The organism is Streptomyces sp. NPDC090108 (genome assembly GCF_044747185.1).
In the GTDB taxonomy this organism is placed as follows: domain Bacteria; phylum Actinomycetota; class Actinomycetes; order Streptomycetales; family Streptomycetaceae; genus Streptomyces.
Genome location: NZ_JBIVDQ010000003.1, coordinates 65,295 through 80,899, shown reverse-complemented (window position 1 = coordinate 80,899; position 15,605 = coordinate 65,295). Strand labels below are relative to the sequence as shown.

Sequence of the window (15,605 nt, the reverse complement as noted above, 5' to 3'; positions counted from 1 at the left end):
CCGGCCCGCTCACGGATACCACCGACCCCGCCGAGTGGTTCACGCGATGAGCAGGCGGAGGCCGAGATCCGCGGCGTCCAGGTCCGCGAGGCCGCCGTTGCGTTCGGTCCACCGCCCGGAGACGAGGTCGTCGCCGAGGCTCCGTACCGCCCGCCGCTCCGCCTCCGGTCCGACCCTCGTCCACACCGACATGGCGCGGCGCACGCGATCCTCCAGGTATGCCTCCGGCCGGCGCCAGTACGCCTCGAACAGGCCGTCGGCACAGTCCCACGGGACGGGCACCGGCTCGGTACGCGCGCCGATCGCGTCGGCCATCCCGGCGAGCGAGGGGAAGTCCGCGAGGACGGCCGCGAACTCCGGCAGGTAGTCACGGGTCAGCCAGAACCGGTCCTGCCATCCGGGCTCGTCGGTGTCGAACGTGAGCACCACGACGCGCCGGGCCACGCGCCGCATCTCGCGCAGCCCCGCCGCCGGATCGCTCCAGTGGTGAACGGTGGAGACGGCCATCGCGGCGTCGAAGGCCCCGTCCGCGAACGGCAGGTTCTCCGCGGCGGCGGCCACACAGGGCGCCGAGCCGGCGGGCCGCTGCCCCCGCATGACCGCCGACGGCTCCACCGCGGTCACGTCACGGTCGGCGGGTTCGTAGGAGCCGGTGCCGGCCCCGACGTTCAGCACCGTCCGAGCGTCCCCGAGCGCGTCCCGGATCCGCGCGGCGATCCGCGGTTCGGTGCGCCGGGTCGCGGGGTAGGCGCCGCCGATCACGTCGTACAACCGTGCGCCGAGCAGCTCGAGTTGCTCCTCAGGTGTCACCGTCCGCCCCCTCGCCCGCGCTCCGAGTTCTCTGTCGATGGCCGCCACCATGGCGGCGGCGCGATCGCGCCGCTCCAGCAGCAGGCCGCGCAGCCGCCGCAGGTGCGCGACGGCGTCGGCGGACCGGTCGCCGACCAGTTCCGCGATCTCCCGCAGGCCGAAGCCCAGCCGCCGGTAGGCCAGCACCTCCCGCAGCCGCTCCACGTCGCCCGCCGCGTACGCCCGGTACCCGCCCGCGGTCCGCGCCGACGGCCGGACGAGCCCGATGTCGTCGTAGTGGTGCAGCGTGCGGACGCTCACACCGGCCAGCTCGGCCACGCGCCCCACGGTCCAGTGATCCTCCACGGCCCCGACTGTGCACCCTGACGCCACGTGAGGGTCAAGGGGTTCTGCCCTGAGGGTGTCGCCCCGCAGGGCCCGGGGCGACATCGGGAAACCCCCGAGCCGGTCAGGCCCCCGAGCCGCTCCCGGACGCGGCGCCGGGGAAGTCGTAGCCGGTGAAGTCGGCGATGCGCTCGTACCCGAGCCGCTGGTAGAGGGCGTTGCTGGTGGGGTTGCGGGGATCCGTGAACAGGACGACGTCCGTCGCGCCCGCGTCCAGTGCGGCACGGCTCACCTCGGCCGTCACGGCGCCCGCGAAGCCGCGGCCCCGGAGGCGGGCCGGGGTGTAGACAGGGTCCACCCGGACCATGCCGCCGACGGCGGTGGTCGCGGCCGCCATGGCGGCCGGGGTGCCGTCCGGGGTCTCCCAGAACGTGAAGTGCCTGTCACCGAAGCGTGATTCGGCCCAGGAGCCCGCGTCGATCAGGTCGATGGAACGCTGTTCCCCGACCTCGACACAGAACTCACGGCACCAGCCGCCGACTTGCGCACGGTCCGAGCCGTCCGCCGTCCGTCCCCGGCCGTCCGGCCGCGGGTGCGGCGGGCGGAGCGTGCCGAGGCGGTAGAGATGCGTCCGCCAGAAGGGGGCCGGCGCCGCCGCGCCCGTGCGCCGCTGCCACGCGCCGGCGAAGGCGGCGGCGGTGTCCCGGTCCGCGAGCACACCGGCGGGGGAGTGGCCCAGTCCGGCCAGATGGGCGGCGAGGGTTGCGGACCGGTCGGCGGACAGGGGAGTGAGCCACAGGTGTCCGCGCGCAGTGGTGTAGAAAGCGGCGCGCACCTCGCCTTCCGACTCCAGGGTGCCGAAGAGCGTGGCTTCGGCACCGGGCGCGTCGGCCCCGGACGTCCGCAGCTTCTCCACGCCGTACAGCTGCATGGTGTGCAGGGCGGGACGCGAGCGGAGGAAGTCGCCGGCCCGGTCGAGGAAGTCCTCTGTCTCGCAGGTGAGTTGCCAGTCGTCTGTGCGCATGGTTCATGATCCCAGCCGCACGCGAGGCGGGGATCGCGTCCGCGCGGACGCGGCTCGCGAACCCGCGCGCCGCCCCGGAGGACCGGGACGGCGCGCGGTGCGGTGCTCCGGATCAGCGTCCGTGCGAGGCGAGTTCGGCCGCCGGGTCGTCGCTGCGCAGCCAGATGGTGCGCTGCGGGAAGGGGATGTCGATGCCGGCGGCGTCGAGAGCCTCCTTCACACGGCGGCGCAGCTCGCGCGTCACGGCCCACTGCTTCAGGGGAACGGTGCGTACGGCGATCCGGACGACCACACCGTCGGCGTCCAGCGACTGCACGCCCCACACGCTCGGGTCCTCCAGCAGGACGCCGGCGAACTCCGGGTCCTCGCGCAGGGAGTGCCCGGTGGTCTCCAGCACCTGGTACACGGCGTCCAGATTCGCGTCGTAGGCGACGGCGACGTCCAGCACGGCGCGGGCCCAGTCCTGGCTGTCGTTGCGGACCCGCATGATCTCCCCGTTGCGGATGTGCCACAGGCCGCCGTTGAGGTCGCGTACGTGGGTCAGGCGCAGGCCGACGTGCTCGACCTCGCCCACCGCCTCGCCGAGGTCGACGGTGTCGCCGACGCCGTACTGGTCCTCCAGCATGATGAGAAGACCGGAGAGGTAGTCGGCGACCAGGCTCTGCGCGCCGAATCCGATCGCCAGGCCGACCACGCCCGCGCTGGCCAGCAGCGGCCCCAGCGCGATGCCGACCTGGTCGAGGATCATGGCCGTACCGATCAGGAACAGCACGATCGTCACGGCGCTGCTGAGGACGGAACCGATGGTGCGGGCCCGCTGCTCGCGTCGCTGCGAGGCGCGCGAGCGGTCACGGTGCAGCACGTTGGCGCGCTGGTTCGAGCGCCGCAGCCGGGGCTCACGGTCGTTGCCGGAGGGTTCCAGGATGTGCTGGACGACCCTCGTGATCGCCCGCTTCGCGACCCAGCGGACCATCGCCAGCACGAGGACGATGAGGGCGATGCGCAGCGGAATCTCGACCAGGGCGGCCGTGTGGTTCTCCGCCCAGCTCGGCCAGGAGGCCGCCAGCTGAACGGCCGCTGACGAACCGTCCTGGAGGGACAGGGGGTCTGTCGGCATGGGTACTCCAATGTCAGTAAGCTTTCACGCTCGACTGGCACGCCTACCCGGACCTGCGATGATCATGATCATCCATCTCGCCGGAACCGCGGTCCGCACACGACGTTCACGCCCTGTCCCGCCTTCGTCCGTCACCACCGGACCGGCGCGGAGGTCACCCTTCGGCCCGTTCCAGCTCGCGCTTGAGGTTCCGCAGCGTGGTGCCGATGTTGCGGGTCTGGAAGTCGGCGAACGTGCTGCCCGCGGTGGCGATCCGGTCGAAGGTGTTCGCCACGAAGGCGGGCCATGTCCGCCGGTCGTCGGTCCAGGTCTCGGTGACGCGCGTACCGCCGTCGGCAGGCTCGAAGCGGTACTCCCAGGTGGCGATCGGGCCGCGCAGCACCGGCCGGTCGAGCCCGATGGCGTGGACCCGGAACGCGAAGCGGCGGCCCGGGTCGGCCGCCGTCACCGTGCACCGCGTCACCCAGCGGAACCTGCCGCGCTTGTTGCGCCCGACGAACGTCGTGCCCGGCCCGACGGGACCGTCCGCCGCCTCCTGCGTCGTGCCCAGATTCTCGGGACTCCAGCGGCCCATGTCGCCGGGGCGGCTCACCGCCCGGTAGGCGGCATCGGGCGAGACCCCTATGACGATGTCGCCGCTCACACTGAACACACGGGCCATTCCGTGACCTCCGATCGGCACGCACACGAAGCTACTGTTCGGTAGCAATCATGGCACGCGACCGGGCGGGTGACAGGGGGCGGCCCGGCGCACCGCGGGCCCGCGTCCGCACGTGCGGGCGTACCCGCACGTGCGGCTCCGGGAGGGTGCGCGGACGCCGGCCCGGCCGTCACCAGGCCACGGGCAGCTCCAGCGGGAAGCGCCGGATCGTCTCGGTGTCCCAGCGGATCTCCTCCGGCTTCACGGCCAGCCGCAGTTCGGGGAAGCGGTCGAGCAGCCGGCCGATGGCCACCTCCAGTTCCGCCATGGCCAGCGGTACCGCGACGCACCGGTGCCCGCCCCAGCCGAACGTCATGTGGGGGCGGTTCGGCCGGTTGACGTCGATGGTGTGCGGGTCCGGGTAGTGCTCCGGGTCGCGGTTGGCCGCCAGGTACGACACATGGACGAAGTCCCCCGCCCGGATCTGTGCCCCGTCGAGCTCCAGGTCCTCCAGCGCGATCCGCGGGATGCCGACTCCCTTGCGGAACGGGATGTGGCGGAGCATCTCGCTCAGCACGTCCGTCAGGTCGTCCGTCCGGCTCCTGAGGTGCTCGGCCAGCTCGGGACGGGTGAGGAGGAGGTAGACGATGTTGCTGATCTGGCAGGTCGCCGTGTCCTGTCCGCTGAGCGCGAGGGTCAGCGCGACGACGGCCAGTTCCCGGTCGCTGAGGCAGTCGTCGCCGTCCCGGGCCTCGGCCATCAGGCTGATGATGTCCTCCCCGGGCGAGCTCCGGCGCTCCTCGACGAGTTCGGCGAAGTAGGCGATGAGGTCGGACTTCGCACCCGCGGCGGCGGCCTTGTTGCCGGCGCCGACGACCAGCAGCCGGCGGACGTACTCCTGCATGCGCGGCCAGTCCTTGCTCGGGACGCCGAGCAGGTCCATGACGGTGTGCTGGGGAAGCGTGTCGGACAGGTGCTCCACCAGGTCGGCGGGCGGACCCTGCTTCTCCATCCCGTCGAGCAGACGGTCCGTGAGCCGGACGATCCGGTGCCGCATGTTGTCGGCCTGCTGCTGGGTGAACGCCTGCGAGGCCAGCTTGCGGACACGGCTGCTGTGCGGCGGGTCCATGACGTTGACCGACTCGGGGGAGACGATCGGCTCCGGCGTCAGCCGGGGGTAGTCGTGGTGGATGATCCCCGCCCGGCTCAGCCGCTGGTCCGTGGTCACCTTCTTCACGGCTTCGAAACCGGTGACCAGCCACGCGTCCGAGTCGCCGTAGGGCAGCCTGATGCGCACGGGGGAACCGTGCTCCATCAGCTCGGTGAGCGCGGGATCGAATTCGAGCGCGTCGCTGAAATCGAACGGACAGGTGAGGGGTTCTTTGTCGCTGGGCATCGGCCGGTTCCTCCGGGGACGGGTACGAGATCGGTGGTGTCCACAGCGCGACGTGATCGCCGGCGGTACCTGCGGTGTCACCGACGGCCCGGTGGTGGACGAGGAGGGCAGACAGGGTTCCTCGTCCAGATTGTGACCGTGCGTCTCCACCACCTCGAAGCCGCCGCGCCGAAGGTTCACAAATGCGCATTCGATAGCCGTACAACCGCACTCGGGAGCCGTACGACCGCACGCGGGCGAGCGGTTGCCGAGTGCGCCGCGCGGGGCGCTCCCCGGCGCGCCGGCCCGCTCCTCGGAGGTGGCGAGCGGAGCGTGGCAGGGCTGAGGTGCAGGTCTTCCCGGTCGCACCGGACGCCACACCCGGTGCGGGCCCGCGTCACACGGCCGGACGAGAGACCCGCGGCCGGGTGGGCGCGGATGTCTGCGAGAGACGGAGCGGGTGTTCCCTGCCGGGAACGGCGGCGGTGGCACCCGCGGCCTTTACTGCCCGAACGGATCCAGTTCGGGCAGGCAGGTCCGGGCGCTCCGGGGCCAGGTGACCGCCTCATGGACCCGGCGCGGATCGGCCCGCCCGTCCTCGGAGCGGCTCGCGGCCTGGACGCGGTACAGCAGTACGGCCAGAGCCGGCGGCTCGGCGGCCGACGGGGCCTGGCCGCACAGCTCCTCGACCAGTGCGTCCGGCCCGGTCTGCCCGCAGACGCGGTGCGCGTAGTCGAGCGCGGCCAGGACGAGACCCCGGCAGGCGGTGAGACCGGCGCTCGCTGCCACCTGGGTCAGATGCGCACGGGTGAGGTCGGACGCGTCCAGCGTCAGCCGGCCGCAGTGACACGGGTCCACGCGCATCGCCAGCCGTACGACCTCGTCGAGGGACAGGGCCGCGGCCACCGACTCGACGGCGACGAAGCCGAAGTCGAAGGAAACCTTGAACGCCCGACGGCAGGCCGACACGCGGAGCGCGCGATGACCGGCGAGAGGCGCGTGGTCGTCTCTTGGCGCGGAGGGAGCGGGGATTTCATGGCGCATGCACCGCACAACGGACGGTTCGACGGCCGGTCACCACCCTGGACGGTGAATAAGGGCAGGATCTGTGCGGAATTCGTGGACATTGCGAACATTTGCGAGGCCGATATCGGGTGAAAGTGTAAGAGCGGCGCCCGGAGGCCTCCGGTGACCGCACCCGTCACCCGCGGACCCGTCACCCGCGGACCCGCGGACCCGCGACGGAGCGGCGGGGTCGGGTGTCGGGGCCGGTCGCGGGGGATTCGGGCATGCATGGCGCATCCGCCGTTCCGTGCCGGGGTGAAGAGACAGACGGGGAGCGGCGGTCCTGTCGCCGCACCGCCCCGCGCGTCATGGGACAGGGAGAAGGTGCTTGCCGTGGACGAGATCCGCCTCTCCGCCCGGGAACGCCGCGTGCTGGCGGAGATGGAGGAGTCGCTGCGCGGCGACGCGGCGCTCGTCCGCCACATGCGCGCCCGACGGGTCGTGCGCTTCACCCCGTCGCTCACCCGGCGTGCGCGCCGGCCCTCGCTGAAGATCATCGTGATGGTGTTCGCCGTGATCACCTTCACCCTGATCGCCTGCGGCTTCGCCTTCGCGGCACCGGCCCTGTTCTGGGTGTCGTCCGTGACCTGGCTCATCGCCCTCGCCGCCCTGACCCGGCTGACCTTCCGCCGGATCCGGCCCTGGACGCTCCCTAGGGGCGGCGAATGGGTCCGCCTCTCCGACCGCGGCCCCGGCTCCGCGTAGAGCGGCTCAGGGAGTAGCGTGCACCGGGCCGGGCACGATCGGCCCCGCCCCGCGACCGTCAGGGTGGTCCCTCGCCCCGGGCGTGTTCCGTGTGGAGGGCCTCTTCCAGGTCGGCGAGCCGGTCCAGGCCGTGGACGGCCTGGGCGGTGCGAGGGTTGCCGGCGAGCAGCTTCCGGTGGCGGTGGACGAAGGACCAGTAGCCGGTGGTGAACGGGCAGGCCCGTTCACCGGTCCGTTCGCCGGGACGGTAGACGCAGCCGTCGCACAGATCGCTCATGCGGTGGATGTACGCCCCGCCCGAGGTGTACGGCTTGGTGGTCATCCGGCCGCCGTCGGCGTACTGGGACATGCCCGTCACGTTGGGCAGCATCACCCAGTCGTAGCCGTCGACGAAACAGCGGTGGAACCAGTCGGTCACCTCGCGGGGGTCCCAGCCGTGCTGCAGCGCGAAGCTGCCGAGCACCATCAGCCGGGGAATGTGGTGGGTCCAGCCGGTGTCGCGCACCTGGGCGAGAACCGTGGACAGGCACCGTGCCGCGACCGCGTCGGCGTCGAGTTCCTTGAACCACTCGGGCAGCGGCGCATGGTGGCGCAGGGCGTTGTGGTGGCGGTAGTCGTCGCCGAAGTACCAGTACAGCTGCCACACGTACTCGCGCCAGCCCGCGATCTGCCGTACGAACCCCTCGACGCTGTTGACGGGCGCCCGGCCCGCACGCCAGGCGTCCTCGGCGGCCGCCAGGCACTCCGCCGGGTCGAGCAGACCGAGGTTGAGGGAGGACGACAGCAGGCTGTGGCTCATCACGGGATCCCCGGCGAGCATCGCGTCCTCGTACGGGCCGAACGCGGCGAGCCGCTTCTCCGCGAACCGGCGCAGCGCGACCAGGGCCTCGCGACGGGAGGCGGGCAGCAGGCGGGGGCCGTCCCGCCCGACGAAGCGGATGCCGTCCTCGCGCTCCCAGCGGTCCAGGTCCGCCCGCACCTCCTCGTCGATCTCGTCCTCGCGCGGCCGGTAGGGCGGCGGGACGCCGAGGGAAGGGGCGTCCTTCGGCGGAGGCAGACGGTTGTCGTGATCGTGGTTCCAGCGCCCGCCGGCCGGGTTCCCCGCGTCCATGAGGAGGTCCAGTTCGCGGCGCATCCAGCGGTAGAAGTTCTCCTGCCGCAGGCGCTCACCGCCGTGCTCGTCCGCCCAGGCGCGGAACTCCTCGTGCGGCAGGAGGAAGCCGCGCGCGGGCAGCACTCGCACCCGGGGCAGCGAGCGCACCAGGCGGACGGCGGCGTGCGAGGTCGGATGATGAACGGTCACCGTGCCGTCCCCCACGGCTTCGCCGAGCCCCGCCCGGTAGGTCTCGGCGCGGACGTAACGCACCCGGTCGCCGAGCCCGGCGGCACGGTGGCGCATCGCGGAGAGCAGCAGATGGGCCTTGGCGCGGTGGAAGCGGCGCCGGCGGAACACCGACCGGGCCTCGATCATCACGACGGGCGCGTCCCGGTCCGGGCCGTCCTCGCCGGGGGCGAGGAAGTGCGGGCCGAGCTGGTCGCCGAACAGCCAATGCCAGTCCGCCACGGAGACGGCCTCCTCACACCCTCGGCCCCGCTTCTGCCGGGATCCTGTTCGCGCCGTCACTCCAGAGCTGTCCGCAGGGCGGCGAGGCCGTCACTGTAGATCCCGGTGAACAGAGCGACGGCCTCCTCGTCCGGCACGTCGCGGGGGGTGAACCGTCCGGACCACTGCACCTCGCTGACCGAGTCGTCCCCGGCGACGGCGTGGACGCGCAGGGTGGACAGGTAGTCGGTCACGGGAAAGGGTGCCTCGAGGATGGTGTAACTGTAGAAACGCCGTTCCTCGTCGAAATCGATCAGCCGCTCGACGATGGTCTCGCCGTCCGGGTTCTTGAGCCTTCTCGTACGGCCGCCGTCCCCCAGCGTGCTGGACGGGATGAACGGCAGCCAGTCCGGCAGCGAATCGAAGCCGCCGATCAGCTGCCACACGTCTGCGGGGGAGGCCGGGACGATCCGGCTCACCGAGGTGGATGCCATGGTGCGTCTCCAAGCTCGTCGAAGAGGCGTACGGGACCGGGGGAGCGGGGCGGAGCGGGGGCCCGGGACTCCCGGCGGGGTCAGACGCCGCCCGGCAGGGGCGCCAGCGGGCTCACGAGGTTCGCCTCGCGCAGTTCCTGCCAGAACTCGACGGGGATCTCCTCGTTCAGGGCGGCGAGGTCCTCGGCGATGCGGCCTGGCTTGGTCGCGCCGGGGATGACGGCGTCGCTCACCGGGTGCGCGAGGGAGAACTGGAGCGCGGCGGCCTTGATCGAGACACCGTGCCGGCCGGCGATCTCCTTGATGCGCCTGACCCGCTCGACGATCTCCGGGGGCGCGTCCTGGTACTCGAAGTGGGTGCCGCCCGCGAGGATGCCGGAGCTGTAGGGGCCGCCCACGACCATGCCGACGTCCTGCTGCTCGGCCATGGGCAGCAGCCGCTGCAGCGCGTGCGCGTGGTCCAGGAGGGTGTACCGGCCGGCCAGCAGGAACCCGTCGGGCCTGGGCTCGTCCAGTTCGAGGGTGAGCTCGATGGGCTCGGTGCGGTTGACCCCGAGCCCCCACGCCTTGATGACGCCCTCGTCCCGCAGCCGCGACAGCACCCGGAAGGCCCCGGTGCGCGCTTCCTCGAACTTGCCGAGCCACTCGTCGCCGTGGAAGTCCTGTGCGATGTCGTGCACCCAGACGATGTCCAGCCGGTCCACCCCGAGGCGCTCCAGGCTGCCCTCGATCGAGCGCTCGGTGGCGTCGCCCGTCCAGTCGTGCAGGATCTTGTTGCGCCTTCCGTGGGCGAAGAGGTCGCCCTTGTCCCCCAGGTCCCGGCTGCCGGACTCGAGCTCGTCGAGAATCACCCGGCCCACCTTCGAGGACAGCACGAATTCGTCCCGCGGCTTCTGCGAGAGCAGTTCGCCCAGCCGGATCTCGGCGAGTCCCGCCCCGTACAGCGGGGCCGAGTCGTAGTAGCGGATTCCCTGGTCCCAGGCCGCGTCGAGGGTGGCCGACACCTCCTCGTCCGGGACCGCGCGGAACATGTTCCCGAGGGGGGCCGTGCCGAAGCCGATGCGCTCCGTGAGCACGTGGTCAAGGGCCATGATCGGTTCCTTTGCGAGACACTCTCGTCGGCGCGCGCGGAGCGGCCGTCGGACGGTTGCGGAGGCGCTGTCCCTCCGGTGAAGGCCTTGTACGCGCCGCACGGGGGAGTGCCGGAGGGACGCTGTCAGGCGCCGCGCGCGGGGACGGGCGGCGCGGCAGGCCGGGCACGGCCAGGGCTCCTGCGCTCCGGCACCACCATGTTCGGCCGTCCGGCAGTACCGCGCGTGCGCGCCCCTGCCCGACGCCGTGGCGAGGCACGCCCGCTCCGCGGGATGCGGCATGTCCGAAGTATCTCCCGGAATCCCCGGCCGTGCAGCGGACGTCTCCACGGCGAACGCCCCCTTACGCCGGGGCCCGGTCGCCCCCTAGCCTGACGGGATGCCAGGTGTGGGACATTTCTGGGCCTTCCTCGCCGTGGTCGGCGTACTGATCGTCGTCCCAGGACCGAGCGTGGTGTTCGTGGTCGGACGCGGGGTGGCGCTCGGGCGCCGGGCGGCGCTGGCCACGGCGGTCGGCAACAACGGCGGGGTGCTCGTCCAGGCCGTACTGGTGGCCTTCGGCCTGGGGGCCGTGGTCGAGCGGTCGATCGTGGTCTTCTCGGTGCTGAAGTTCGCCGGTGCCCTCTATCTCGTCCACCTCGGCGTCCAGGCGTGGCGGCATCGCGGCGACCTGGCCGTCGCGGACGCGCGGCGCCGACCGCCCGTGGCCGTACGGCGCATCGTCCGGGAGGGCTTCGTCGTGGGGGTGAGCAACCCGAAGGGCTTCCTGATCTTCTCGGCGGTCCTGCCCCAGTTCGTCGACCGTTCGGCGGGGAACGTGACGCCGCAACTGCTGTTGCTCGGCCTCGTCTGTGCCGCCGTCGCGCTGGTGTCCGATTCGGCCTGGGGGCTCGCCGCCGGAGCTGCTCGCGGCTGGTTCCGCAGGTCGCCCCGCCGTCTCTCCGCGATCGGCGGAGTGTCCGGAGCGGTGATGGTCGGCCTCGGCGTCCGTCTGGCCCTCACCCAGGAATGACGGGCTCACCGCGCCGGCCGCCGAGGGCGGACGCCTCCGTTCCGCCCTCTTCCGCGCAGGCTCCCTCCCCTGGCGCCTGACAGCGGCTCACCTGCCGGCCGACGACCCCTCACCGCCCGCCGCGCACCGGTTCGTCAGTCTTTGCTTCCGTCCACGATGACCGGGGTGCGGCCGGAGCCGGAGCCGCAGGGCACCGCGTACACCGGGTGGGACCGGGCGGCCTCGCGGAACGCGTCCAGGCACTCGTTGTACAGCACCTTGTCGCTCAGCGAACGCGCGAGGATCTCGTTGGCCCGCGCCGTGCCCTCGGCCTCGATCCGCTTGCGCTCGGACTCCGCCTTCGCCGTGCGCGACGCCTCCACCGCGCGTTCGGTCGCCTGTTCCTGCTGGATCTTCTTGTCGATCTGCTCCTGCAGCTGCTTCGACGGCCGCACGTTGCGCAGGTTGACGGTGGTGACGTCGATGCCCCGCGGCGCCAGGCGCTCCTTCACCCGGTCCTCGATCTGCGAGCCGATCGCCTCCCGCGCCGAGGCGTACCCCTCCTCGCTGGTGTGCTGCGCGAAGACGTTGCGGATGATCTCGCGGCTGTCGGGCAGCACCAGCCGGTCCTGGACGGCGTCCTCGCTGCCCGCGAGCCGGTACAGGTCCACCGCGCGCACGGGATCGACGGCCCACTTGACGGTGACGTCCGCGTACAGGACACCGCCCTGTGACGAGCGGACCTCGACGACGTCGTCGTCGTTGAGGTCGAGGTCCACCGGACGGGTGGAGAAGGTGGTGACGTCGGTGAACGGCGACTTGAGGTGCATGCCCGAGCCCAGCGGTGTGCCGACCTTGCCGAACGTGACCGGGACACCGACCTCGTAGGCGCTGACGACGTGGACGCACGCGAAGAGCCCGGCCAGGACCGCGCCCACCGCGCCGAGCGCGGCCCCCAGTTTCCAGCCGCCCTCGTCGCGGACCCGGCCGGTGAAGAAGAGCGCGACCGCCGCTATGAGCAGCAGTACGGACAGTACGAACATGGAGATCCCCCCTGGTTTCCCTTCCGCCTCGCCCGTCCCCACGGGCGGCGGGCAGCGCATCGTAGCGGGCTCCGGTGTACGGGCGGGGGGCGTTGCGTGGACTTCGGGTCGACGGGATCTCCCGGGCGGGCGACCGATCGGTCCCGCGGACGGCTGTCGTGTCAGGGCGCCGAAAAATAGTAGCCATGGACATGGAGTCCATGTACATTAATTTGTCATGAGCGGCGTACCGAACGGGGCGACCCCCGGCTATCTCGTCTGGCGACTGTCCATCAAGTGGCGCGTCGCCGTGGATCAGGCCCTGGCTCCACTGAATCTGACGCACGCGCAGTACGTGCTGCTGTCCTCGCTCTTCGGGATGGAGCGCTCCGGTCTGCGGCCCAGCCAGCGGGAACTCGCCGACCACACCGGCCTGGAGGCGCTGTACGTGTCGAAGCTGGCCCGCTCGCTGGAGACCGCCGGCCTCGTCCGGCGCACCCGCGACACCGACGACATCCGCATCGTACGACTGGCACTCACCGGTGCCGGGCACGCGGCCGTCCGCCCGGCGATCGACGCCGTCCAGGAACTGCACGACCAGCTCCTCGCCCCGCTGGGCGGACGGGACGATCCGCGCACCGCGGACCTCGTCCGCACCCTGACCTCCCTGCTGGAAGCCCCTCTCGCACCGCACGCCTGACGGAAGGACAGCCCGACATGCCCGAGATACGCGTTCTCGACTCCACCATGCACCACGAGGAGTCGGGCAGCGGCATCCCCCTCGTCTTCCTCCACGGCAACCCCGGCTCCTCCCACGTCTGGCGGAACGTCCTGCCCGGCATCGGCGGGGGACGGCTCCTGGCCCCGGACCTCATCGGGATGGGCCGCTCCGGAAAGCCGGACATCGCCTACCGGTTCGCCGACCACGCCCGCCACCTCGACGCCTGGTTCGACGCGCTCGGCCTGGACCGCGTCGTCCTCGTCGGCCACGACTGGGGCGGCGCGCTCGCCTTCGACCACGCCGCCAGGCACCCGGACCGGGTGCTCGGCATCGCCTTCCTGGAGAGCATCGTCAAGCCGATGGCCTGGGAGGACCTGTCCCCACAGGCCCGCGCCCGCTCCGAGGCGATCCGCGCCCCTGGTACCGGCGAGGAGATGGTGCTCGACCAGAACCTGTTCGTCCGCCAGGCGTTCACCGGAGGCGTGCTCACGCCGGTCGCCGCCGCCGACATGGAGACCTACCTCGCGCCGTTCCCGACGCGGGACAGCCGCCGGCCCGTCCTGGAATGGGCCCGGCAGATGCCCCTCGGCGGCGATCCCGCCGAACTCGTCGCCCGCATCGAGGCGTACGACGCCTGGCTCGCGAAGAGCGACGACGTCCCGAAGCTGCTCATGACGTTCGAAGGGTCGCCGACCCTGCTGATCGGCCCCGACATGGCCCGCTGGTGCGAGGAGCACATCGCCGCGCTGGAGACCGTCCATTGCGGAGCCGCGGGCCACCACGCCCCCGAGGACCGTCCCGCCGAGATCGCCGCCGCGATCTCCTCCTGGGCCGACCGCCACGGACTGCGCCAGGCGGCGTGAGGACGGTGGGCGCGGGGGGCCCGCCCTATGCGGCGGCCCTCGCGCCCACTTCGCCTCCTGTGGCGCTCATTTCGCCTCCTCTGGCGCCCACTTCGCCTTCTACGGCGGCCACTTCGCCCGCGTGGTGGCCCGTGCGTCCGCAGCGGCCGGCCCGCGGTGTCCGCCGCTGATGGCCTTCTAGGGGGCGTCTCTTCGATCTTCGTGGATCGGGCCGCGGCGCCCGCACAGCACCCGGCCACCGGCCACCTGAACGCATCCTGACCGCCGCGCGCCGCCGCGCACCCCGCGCCTCCGGTCCCAGCAGCATGGACGCCGTGCACCACGACCACCCTGCCTTCCCCATAGAGGCGTCGCGTTCCGTTCCCGACCCCCGTGACGCGAGAAGGCCGCCTTGGACCACCGCACCGCCTCCCTGCCACGGCCCGGCCCGACGACGAGCCGGCTCCGGCGCCACCTCGGCCGCGCGGTCGTCGTGTCCTACGCCGCCGCCCTGCTCGTGCCCGGTCCCGGGCTGTCGCTGCGCCGGACCCACACCGTGCCGCTGGGGACCGCGGGCACCCTGGACTGGAGCACACCGCCGGTCCTGCTCTTCCTGGTGCTCTGCTCGGCGGGACTCCAGGTACCGGTGCACGCGCTGAGCGCACTGCTGCGCCGGCCCGCCGTCCTGGTGACCGGCCTGCTCCTGCACCTGGCGATCCCGTTGCTGGCCGTCCCCGTCGTCGCGTTCCTGCTGCGCCGTACTCCCGACACCGACGGCGGCAGCGGACTGGTCACCGCGATGATCCTGATCGTGGCGATGCCCGTCGCCGCCGGTGCCACCGTCTGGACCGGTGACGGCGACGGCGACCAGCCGACCATGGTCGGGCTCGTCCTCGCCTCCACCCTCCTCAGCCCCCTCACCGTCCCCCTCGTCGTCGGCGCCCTGGCGCCGGTGCTCAGCGGCGGCTACGCGGACACGCTCACCAGGGTCGCGGACGCCGGGCGCGACGGATTCGCCGTGACCGGGGTGGTCCTGCCGTGCGCGGCCGGCGTTCTGTGCCGCCTGGCGCTGCCCGCGTCCTGGCAGCGCCGGGTGTGCGGCGTCGTCACGCCCGTCGCCCTGGCCGGTTCGCTCGTCCTCACCTACGTCAACGCCTCGGGTGCCCTCGGCTCCTTCCTGGCCCACCCGCGTCCGCTCCTGCTCGCCGCCGCGGCGGCCGTGGCCGCGCTGGTCTGCGCGCTGTCGTTCGCCGCCGGCCGCGCCGCCGCGCGCCTGCTCGGGCTCGACGCGCCGACGGCCTCCTCGCTCACCCTCGCCTGCGGCATGAACAACAGCAGCGCGAGCGCGGTCCTGATCACGACCGCGCTGCCCGACAAGCCGCACCTGCTCCTGCCGGTCCTGGCCTACGGCCTGCTGCAGAAGACGGCCGCGGGCCGCGTGGTGAGCGCTCGGAGAAAACGCGCCGGTGTCACACTCGTGGACGTGACCGAGAGGGACCGGCAGCTCGCCGAGCGACTGGAGCGGGCCGTGCTGAGCCTGCTGGAACGCCGCGCCGAGGGCGCCTCGATCTGCCCGTCCGACGCCGCGCGCGCGGTCTACGAGGGTGACGACGACGGCTGGCGGGCCCTGATGGAACCGGCCCGCCGGGCGGCCTGGCGTCTGGCGGCGGCCGGAGAGGTCGAGGTGACCCAGGCGGGACGCCCCGTCACGGAGGCCGAGGCCCGCGGCCCCCTCCGCATCCGCCGCGCCCGCCGGTAGCGGAGTCCATCGTCGCGCCCCCACCACGTCCCCGCACCGCGATGCCGTCCGGGACGGGCACGGCGTACCCCCCAGGTCCACC

15 protein-coding genes and 1 pseudogene are annotated in these 15,605 nt (G+C 72.5%); 6 read left to right on the top strand and 10 right to left on the bottom strand.

Translation table 11 applies throughout. The features are described 5' to 3' along the window. Window positions 1-39: 39 nt before the first annotated feature. From ACIPRD_RS10535 to ACIPRD_RS10510, 6 genes are all read right to left on the bottom strand, one after another. The gene (locus ACIPRD_RS10535; RefSeq protein WP_401563148.1) at window positions 40-1,137 is read right to left on the bottom strand and encodes a MerR family DNA-binding transcriptional regulator; all 1,098 of its coding nucleotides are present in this window, start codon (window positions 1,135-1,137) and stop codon (window positions 40-42) included. A 121-nt stretch (window positions 1,138-1,258) separates the two neighbouring features. Beyond that, on the bottom strand, window positions 1,259-2,158 hold the full coding sequence (locus ACIPRD_RS10530; RefSeq protein ID WP_401562084.1) for a GNAT family N-acetyltransferase: 900 nt from the start codon (window positions 2,156-2,158) through the stop codon (window positions 1,259-1,261). Between the two features lie 112 nt (window positions 2,159-2,270). Further along, window positions 2,271-3,275, bottom strand: a complete 1,005-nt coding sequence (locus tag ACIPRD_RS10525) for a mechanosensitive ion channel family protein (RefSeq protein ID WP_356402592.1) — start codon at window positions 3,273-3,275, stop codon at window positions 2,271-2,273. Window positions 3,276-3,429: 154 nt separating this feature from the next. Beyond that, complete coding sequence (locus ACIPRD_RS10520) at window positions 3,430-3,936, bottom strand: SRPBCC family protein (RefSeq protein WP_356402590.1); 507 nt, start codon at window positions 3,934-3,936, stop codon at window positions 3,430-3,432. 169 nt (window positions 3,937-4,105) lie between these two features. Next, window positions 4,106-5,311, bottom strand: a complete 1,206-nt coding sequence (locus ACIPRD_RS10515; RefSeq protein ID WP_401562082.1) for a cytochrome P450 — start codon at window positions 5,309-5,311, stop codon at window positions 4,106-4,108. A gap of 480 nt (window positions 5,312-5,791) precedes the next feature. Beyond that, a complete protein-coding gene (locus ACIPRD_RS10510) occupies window positions 5,792-6,259 on the bottom strand; it encodes a hypothetical protein (RefSeq protein WP_401562080.1) in 468 nt (155 codons plus the stop codon). Window positions 6,260-6,688: 429 nt separating this feature from the next. Between ACIPRD_RS10510 and ACIPRD_RS10505 the strand changes: the two genes are divergently transcribed. After that, window positions 6,689-7,060 (top strand): DUF3040 domain-containing protein, encoded by a 372-nt coding sequence (locus ACIPRD_RS10505; RefSeq protein WP_401562078.1) that lies wholly within the window; start codon window positions 6,689-6,691, stop codon window positions 7,058-7,060. A 58-nt stretch (window positions 7,061-7,118) separates the two neighbouring features. On the opposite strand, the gene ACIPRD_RS10500 is transcribed toward ACIPRD_RS10505, so the two are convergent. The 3 genes from ACIPRD_RS10500 to ACIPRD_RS10490 all read right to left on the bottom strand — a co-directional run bounded on the left by ACIPRD_RS10500 (window position 7,119) and on the right by ACIPRD_RS10490 (window position 10,188). Continuing rightward, window positions 7,119-8,624, bottom strand: a complete 1,506-nt coding sequence (locus tag ACIPRD_RS10500) for a cryptochrome/photolyase family protein (RefSeq protein WP_356402580.1) — start codon at window positions 8,622-8,624, stop codon at window positions 7,119-7,121. A gap of 56 nt (window positions 8,625-8,680) precedes the next feature. Further along, a complete protein-coding gene (locus ACIPRD_RS10495; RefSeq protein ID WP_401562076.1) occupies window positions 8,681-9,097 on the bottom strand; it encodes an SRPBCC family protein in 417 nt (138 codons plus the stop codon). 80 nt (window positions 9,098-9,177) lie between these two features. Beyond that, the gene (locus ACIPRD_RS10490) at window positions 9,178-10,188 is read right to left on the bottom strand and encodes an aldo/keto reductase (protein ID WP_401562074.1); all 1,011 of its coding nucleotides are present in this window, start codon (window positions 10,186-10,188) and stop codon (window positions 9,178-9,180) included. A 379-nt stretch (window positions 10,189-10,567) separates the two neighbouring features. On the opposite strand from ACIPRD_RS10490, the gene ACIPRD_RS10485 reads away from it, so the two are divergent. After that, a complete protein-coding gene (locus tag ACIPRD_RS10485) occupies window positions 10,568-11,200 on the top strand; it encodes a LysE family translocator (RefSeq protein ID WP_401562072.1) in 633 nt (210 codons plus the stop codon). A 134-nt stretch (window positions 11,201-11,334) separates the two neighbouring features. On the opposite strand, the gene ACIPRD_RS10480 is transcribed toward ACIPRD_RS10485, so the two are convergent. Continuing rightward, window positions 11,335-12,222, bottom strand: a complete 888-nt coding sequence (locus ACIPRD_RS10480) for a prohibitin family protein (protein WP_401562070.1) — start codon at window positions 12,220-12,222, stop codon at window positions 11,335-11,337. A gap of 217 nt (window positions 12,223-12,439) precedes the next feature. Between ACIPRD_RS10480 and ACIPRD_RS10475 the strand changes: the two genes are divergently transcribed. The 4 genes and pseudogenes from ACIPRD_RS10475 (at window position 12,440) to ACIPRD_RS10460 (ending at window position 15,523) form a co-directional block, all read left to right on the top strand. Further along, on the top strand, window positions 12,440-12,901 hold the full coding sequence (locus tag ACIPRD_RS10475; RefSeq protein WP_401562068.1) for a MarR family winged helix-turn-helix transcriptional regulator: 462 nt from the start codon (window positions 12,440-12,442) through the stop codon (window positions 12,899-12,901). Window positions 12,902-12,918: 17 nt separating this feature from the next. After that, window positions 12,919-13,785, top strand: a complete 867-nt coding sequence (locus ACIPRD_RS10470; protein ID WP_401562066.1) for a haloalkane dehalogenase — start codon at window positions 12,919-12,921, stop codon at window positions 13,783-13,785. A gap of 391 nt (window positions 13,786-14,176) precedes the next feature. After that, a pseudogene (locus ACIPRD_RS10465) lies at window positions 14,177-15,220 on the top strand (sodium-dependent transporter); the annotation flags it as partial. Window positions 15,221-15,247: 27 nt separating this feature from the next. Next, the gene (locus tag ACIPRD_RS10460) at window positions 15,248-15,523 is read left to right on the top strand and encodes a DUF3253 domain-containing protein (protein ID WP_401563147.1); all 276 of its coding nucleotides are present in this window, start codon (window positions 15,248-15,250) and stop codon (window positions 15,521-15,523) included. Window positions 15,524-15,605 lie beyond the last annotated feature (82 nt).

Coding starts and splice junctions, on each gene's coding strand:
- ACIPRD_RS10530 (WP_401562084.1), bottom strand. CDS start 2,158: ATGCGCACAGACGACTGGCAACTCACCTGCGAGACAGAGGACTTCCTC.
- ACIPRD_RS10525 (WP_356402592.1), bottom strand. CDS start 3,275: ATGCCGACAGACCCCCTGTCCCTCCAGGACGGTTCGTCAGCGGCCGTT.
- ACIPRD_RS10520 (WP_356402590.1), bottom strand. CDS start 3,936: ATGGCCCGTGTGTTCAGTGTGAGCGGCGACATCGTCATAGGGGTCTCG.
- ACIPRD_RS10515 (WP_401562082.1), bottom strand. CDS start 5,311: ATGCCCAGCGACAAAGAACCCCTCACCTGTCCGTTCGATTTCAGCGAC.
- ACIPRD_RS10495 (WP_401562076.1), bottom strand. CDS start 9,097: ATGGCATCCACCTCGGTGAGCCGGATCGTCCCGGCCTCCCCCGCAGAC.
- ACIPRD_RS10490 (WP_401562074.1), bottom strand. CDS start 10,188: ATGGCCCTTGACCACGTGCTCACGGAGCGCATCGGCTTCGGCACGGCC.
- ACIPRD_RS10485 (WP_401562072.1), top strand. CDS start 10,568: ATGCCAGGTGTGGGACATTTCTGGGCCTTCCTCGCCGTGGTCGGCGTA.
- ACIPRD_RS10480 (WP_401562070.1), bottom strand. CDS start 12,222: ATGTTCGTACTGTCCGTACTGCTGCTCATAGCGGCGGTCGCGCTCTTC.
- ACIPRD_RS10475 (WP_401562068.1), top strand. CDS start 12,440: ATGAGCGGCGTACCGAACGGGGCGACCCCCGGCTATCTCGTCTGGCGA.
- ACIPRD_RS10470 (WP_401562066.1), top strand. CDS start 12,919: ATGCCCGAGATACGCGTTCTCGACTCCACCATGCACCACGAGGAGTCG.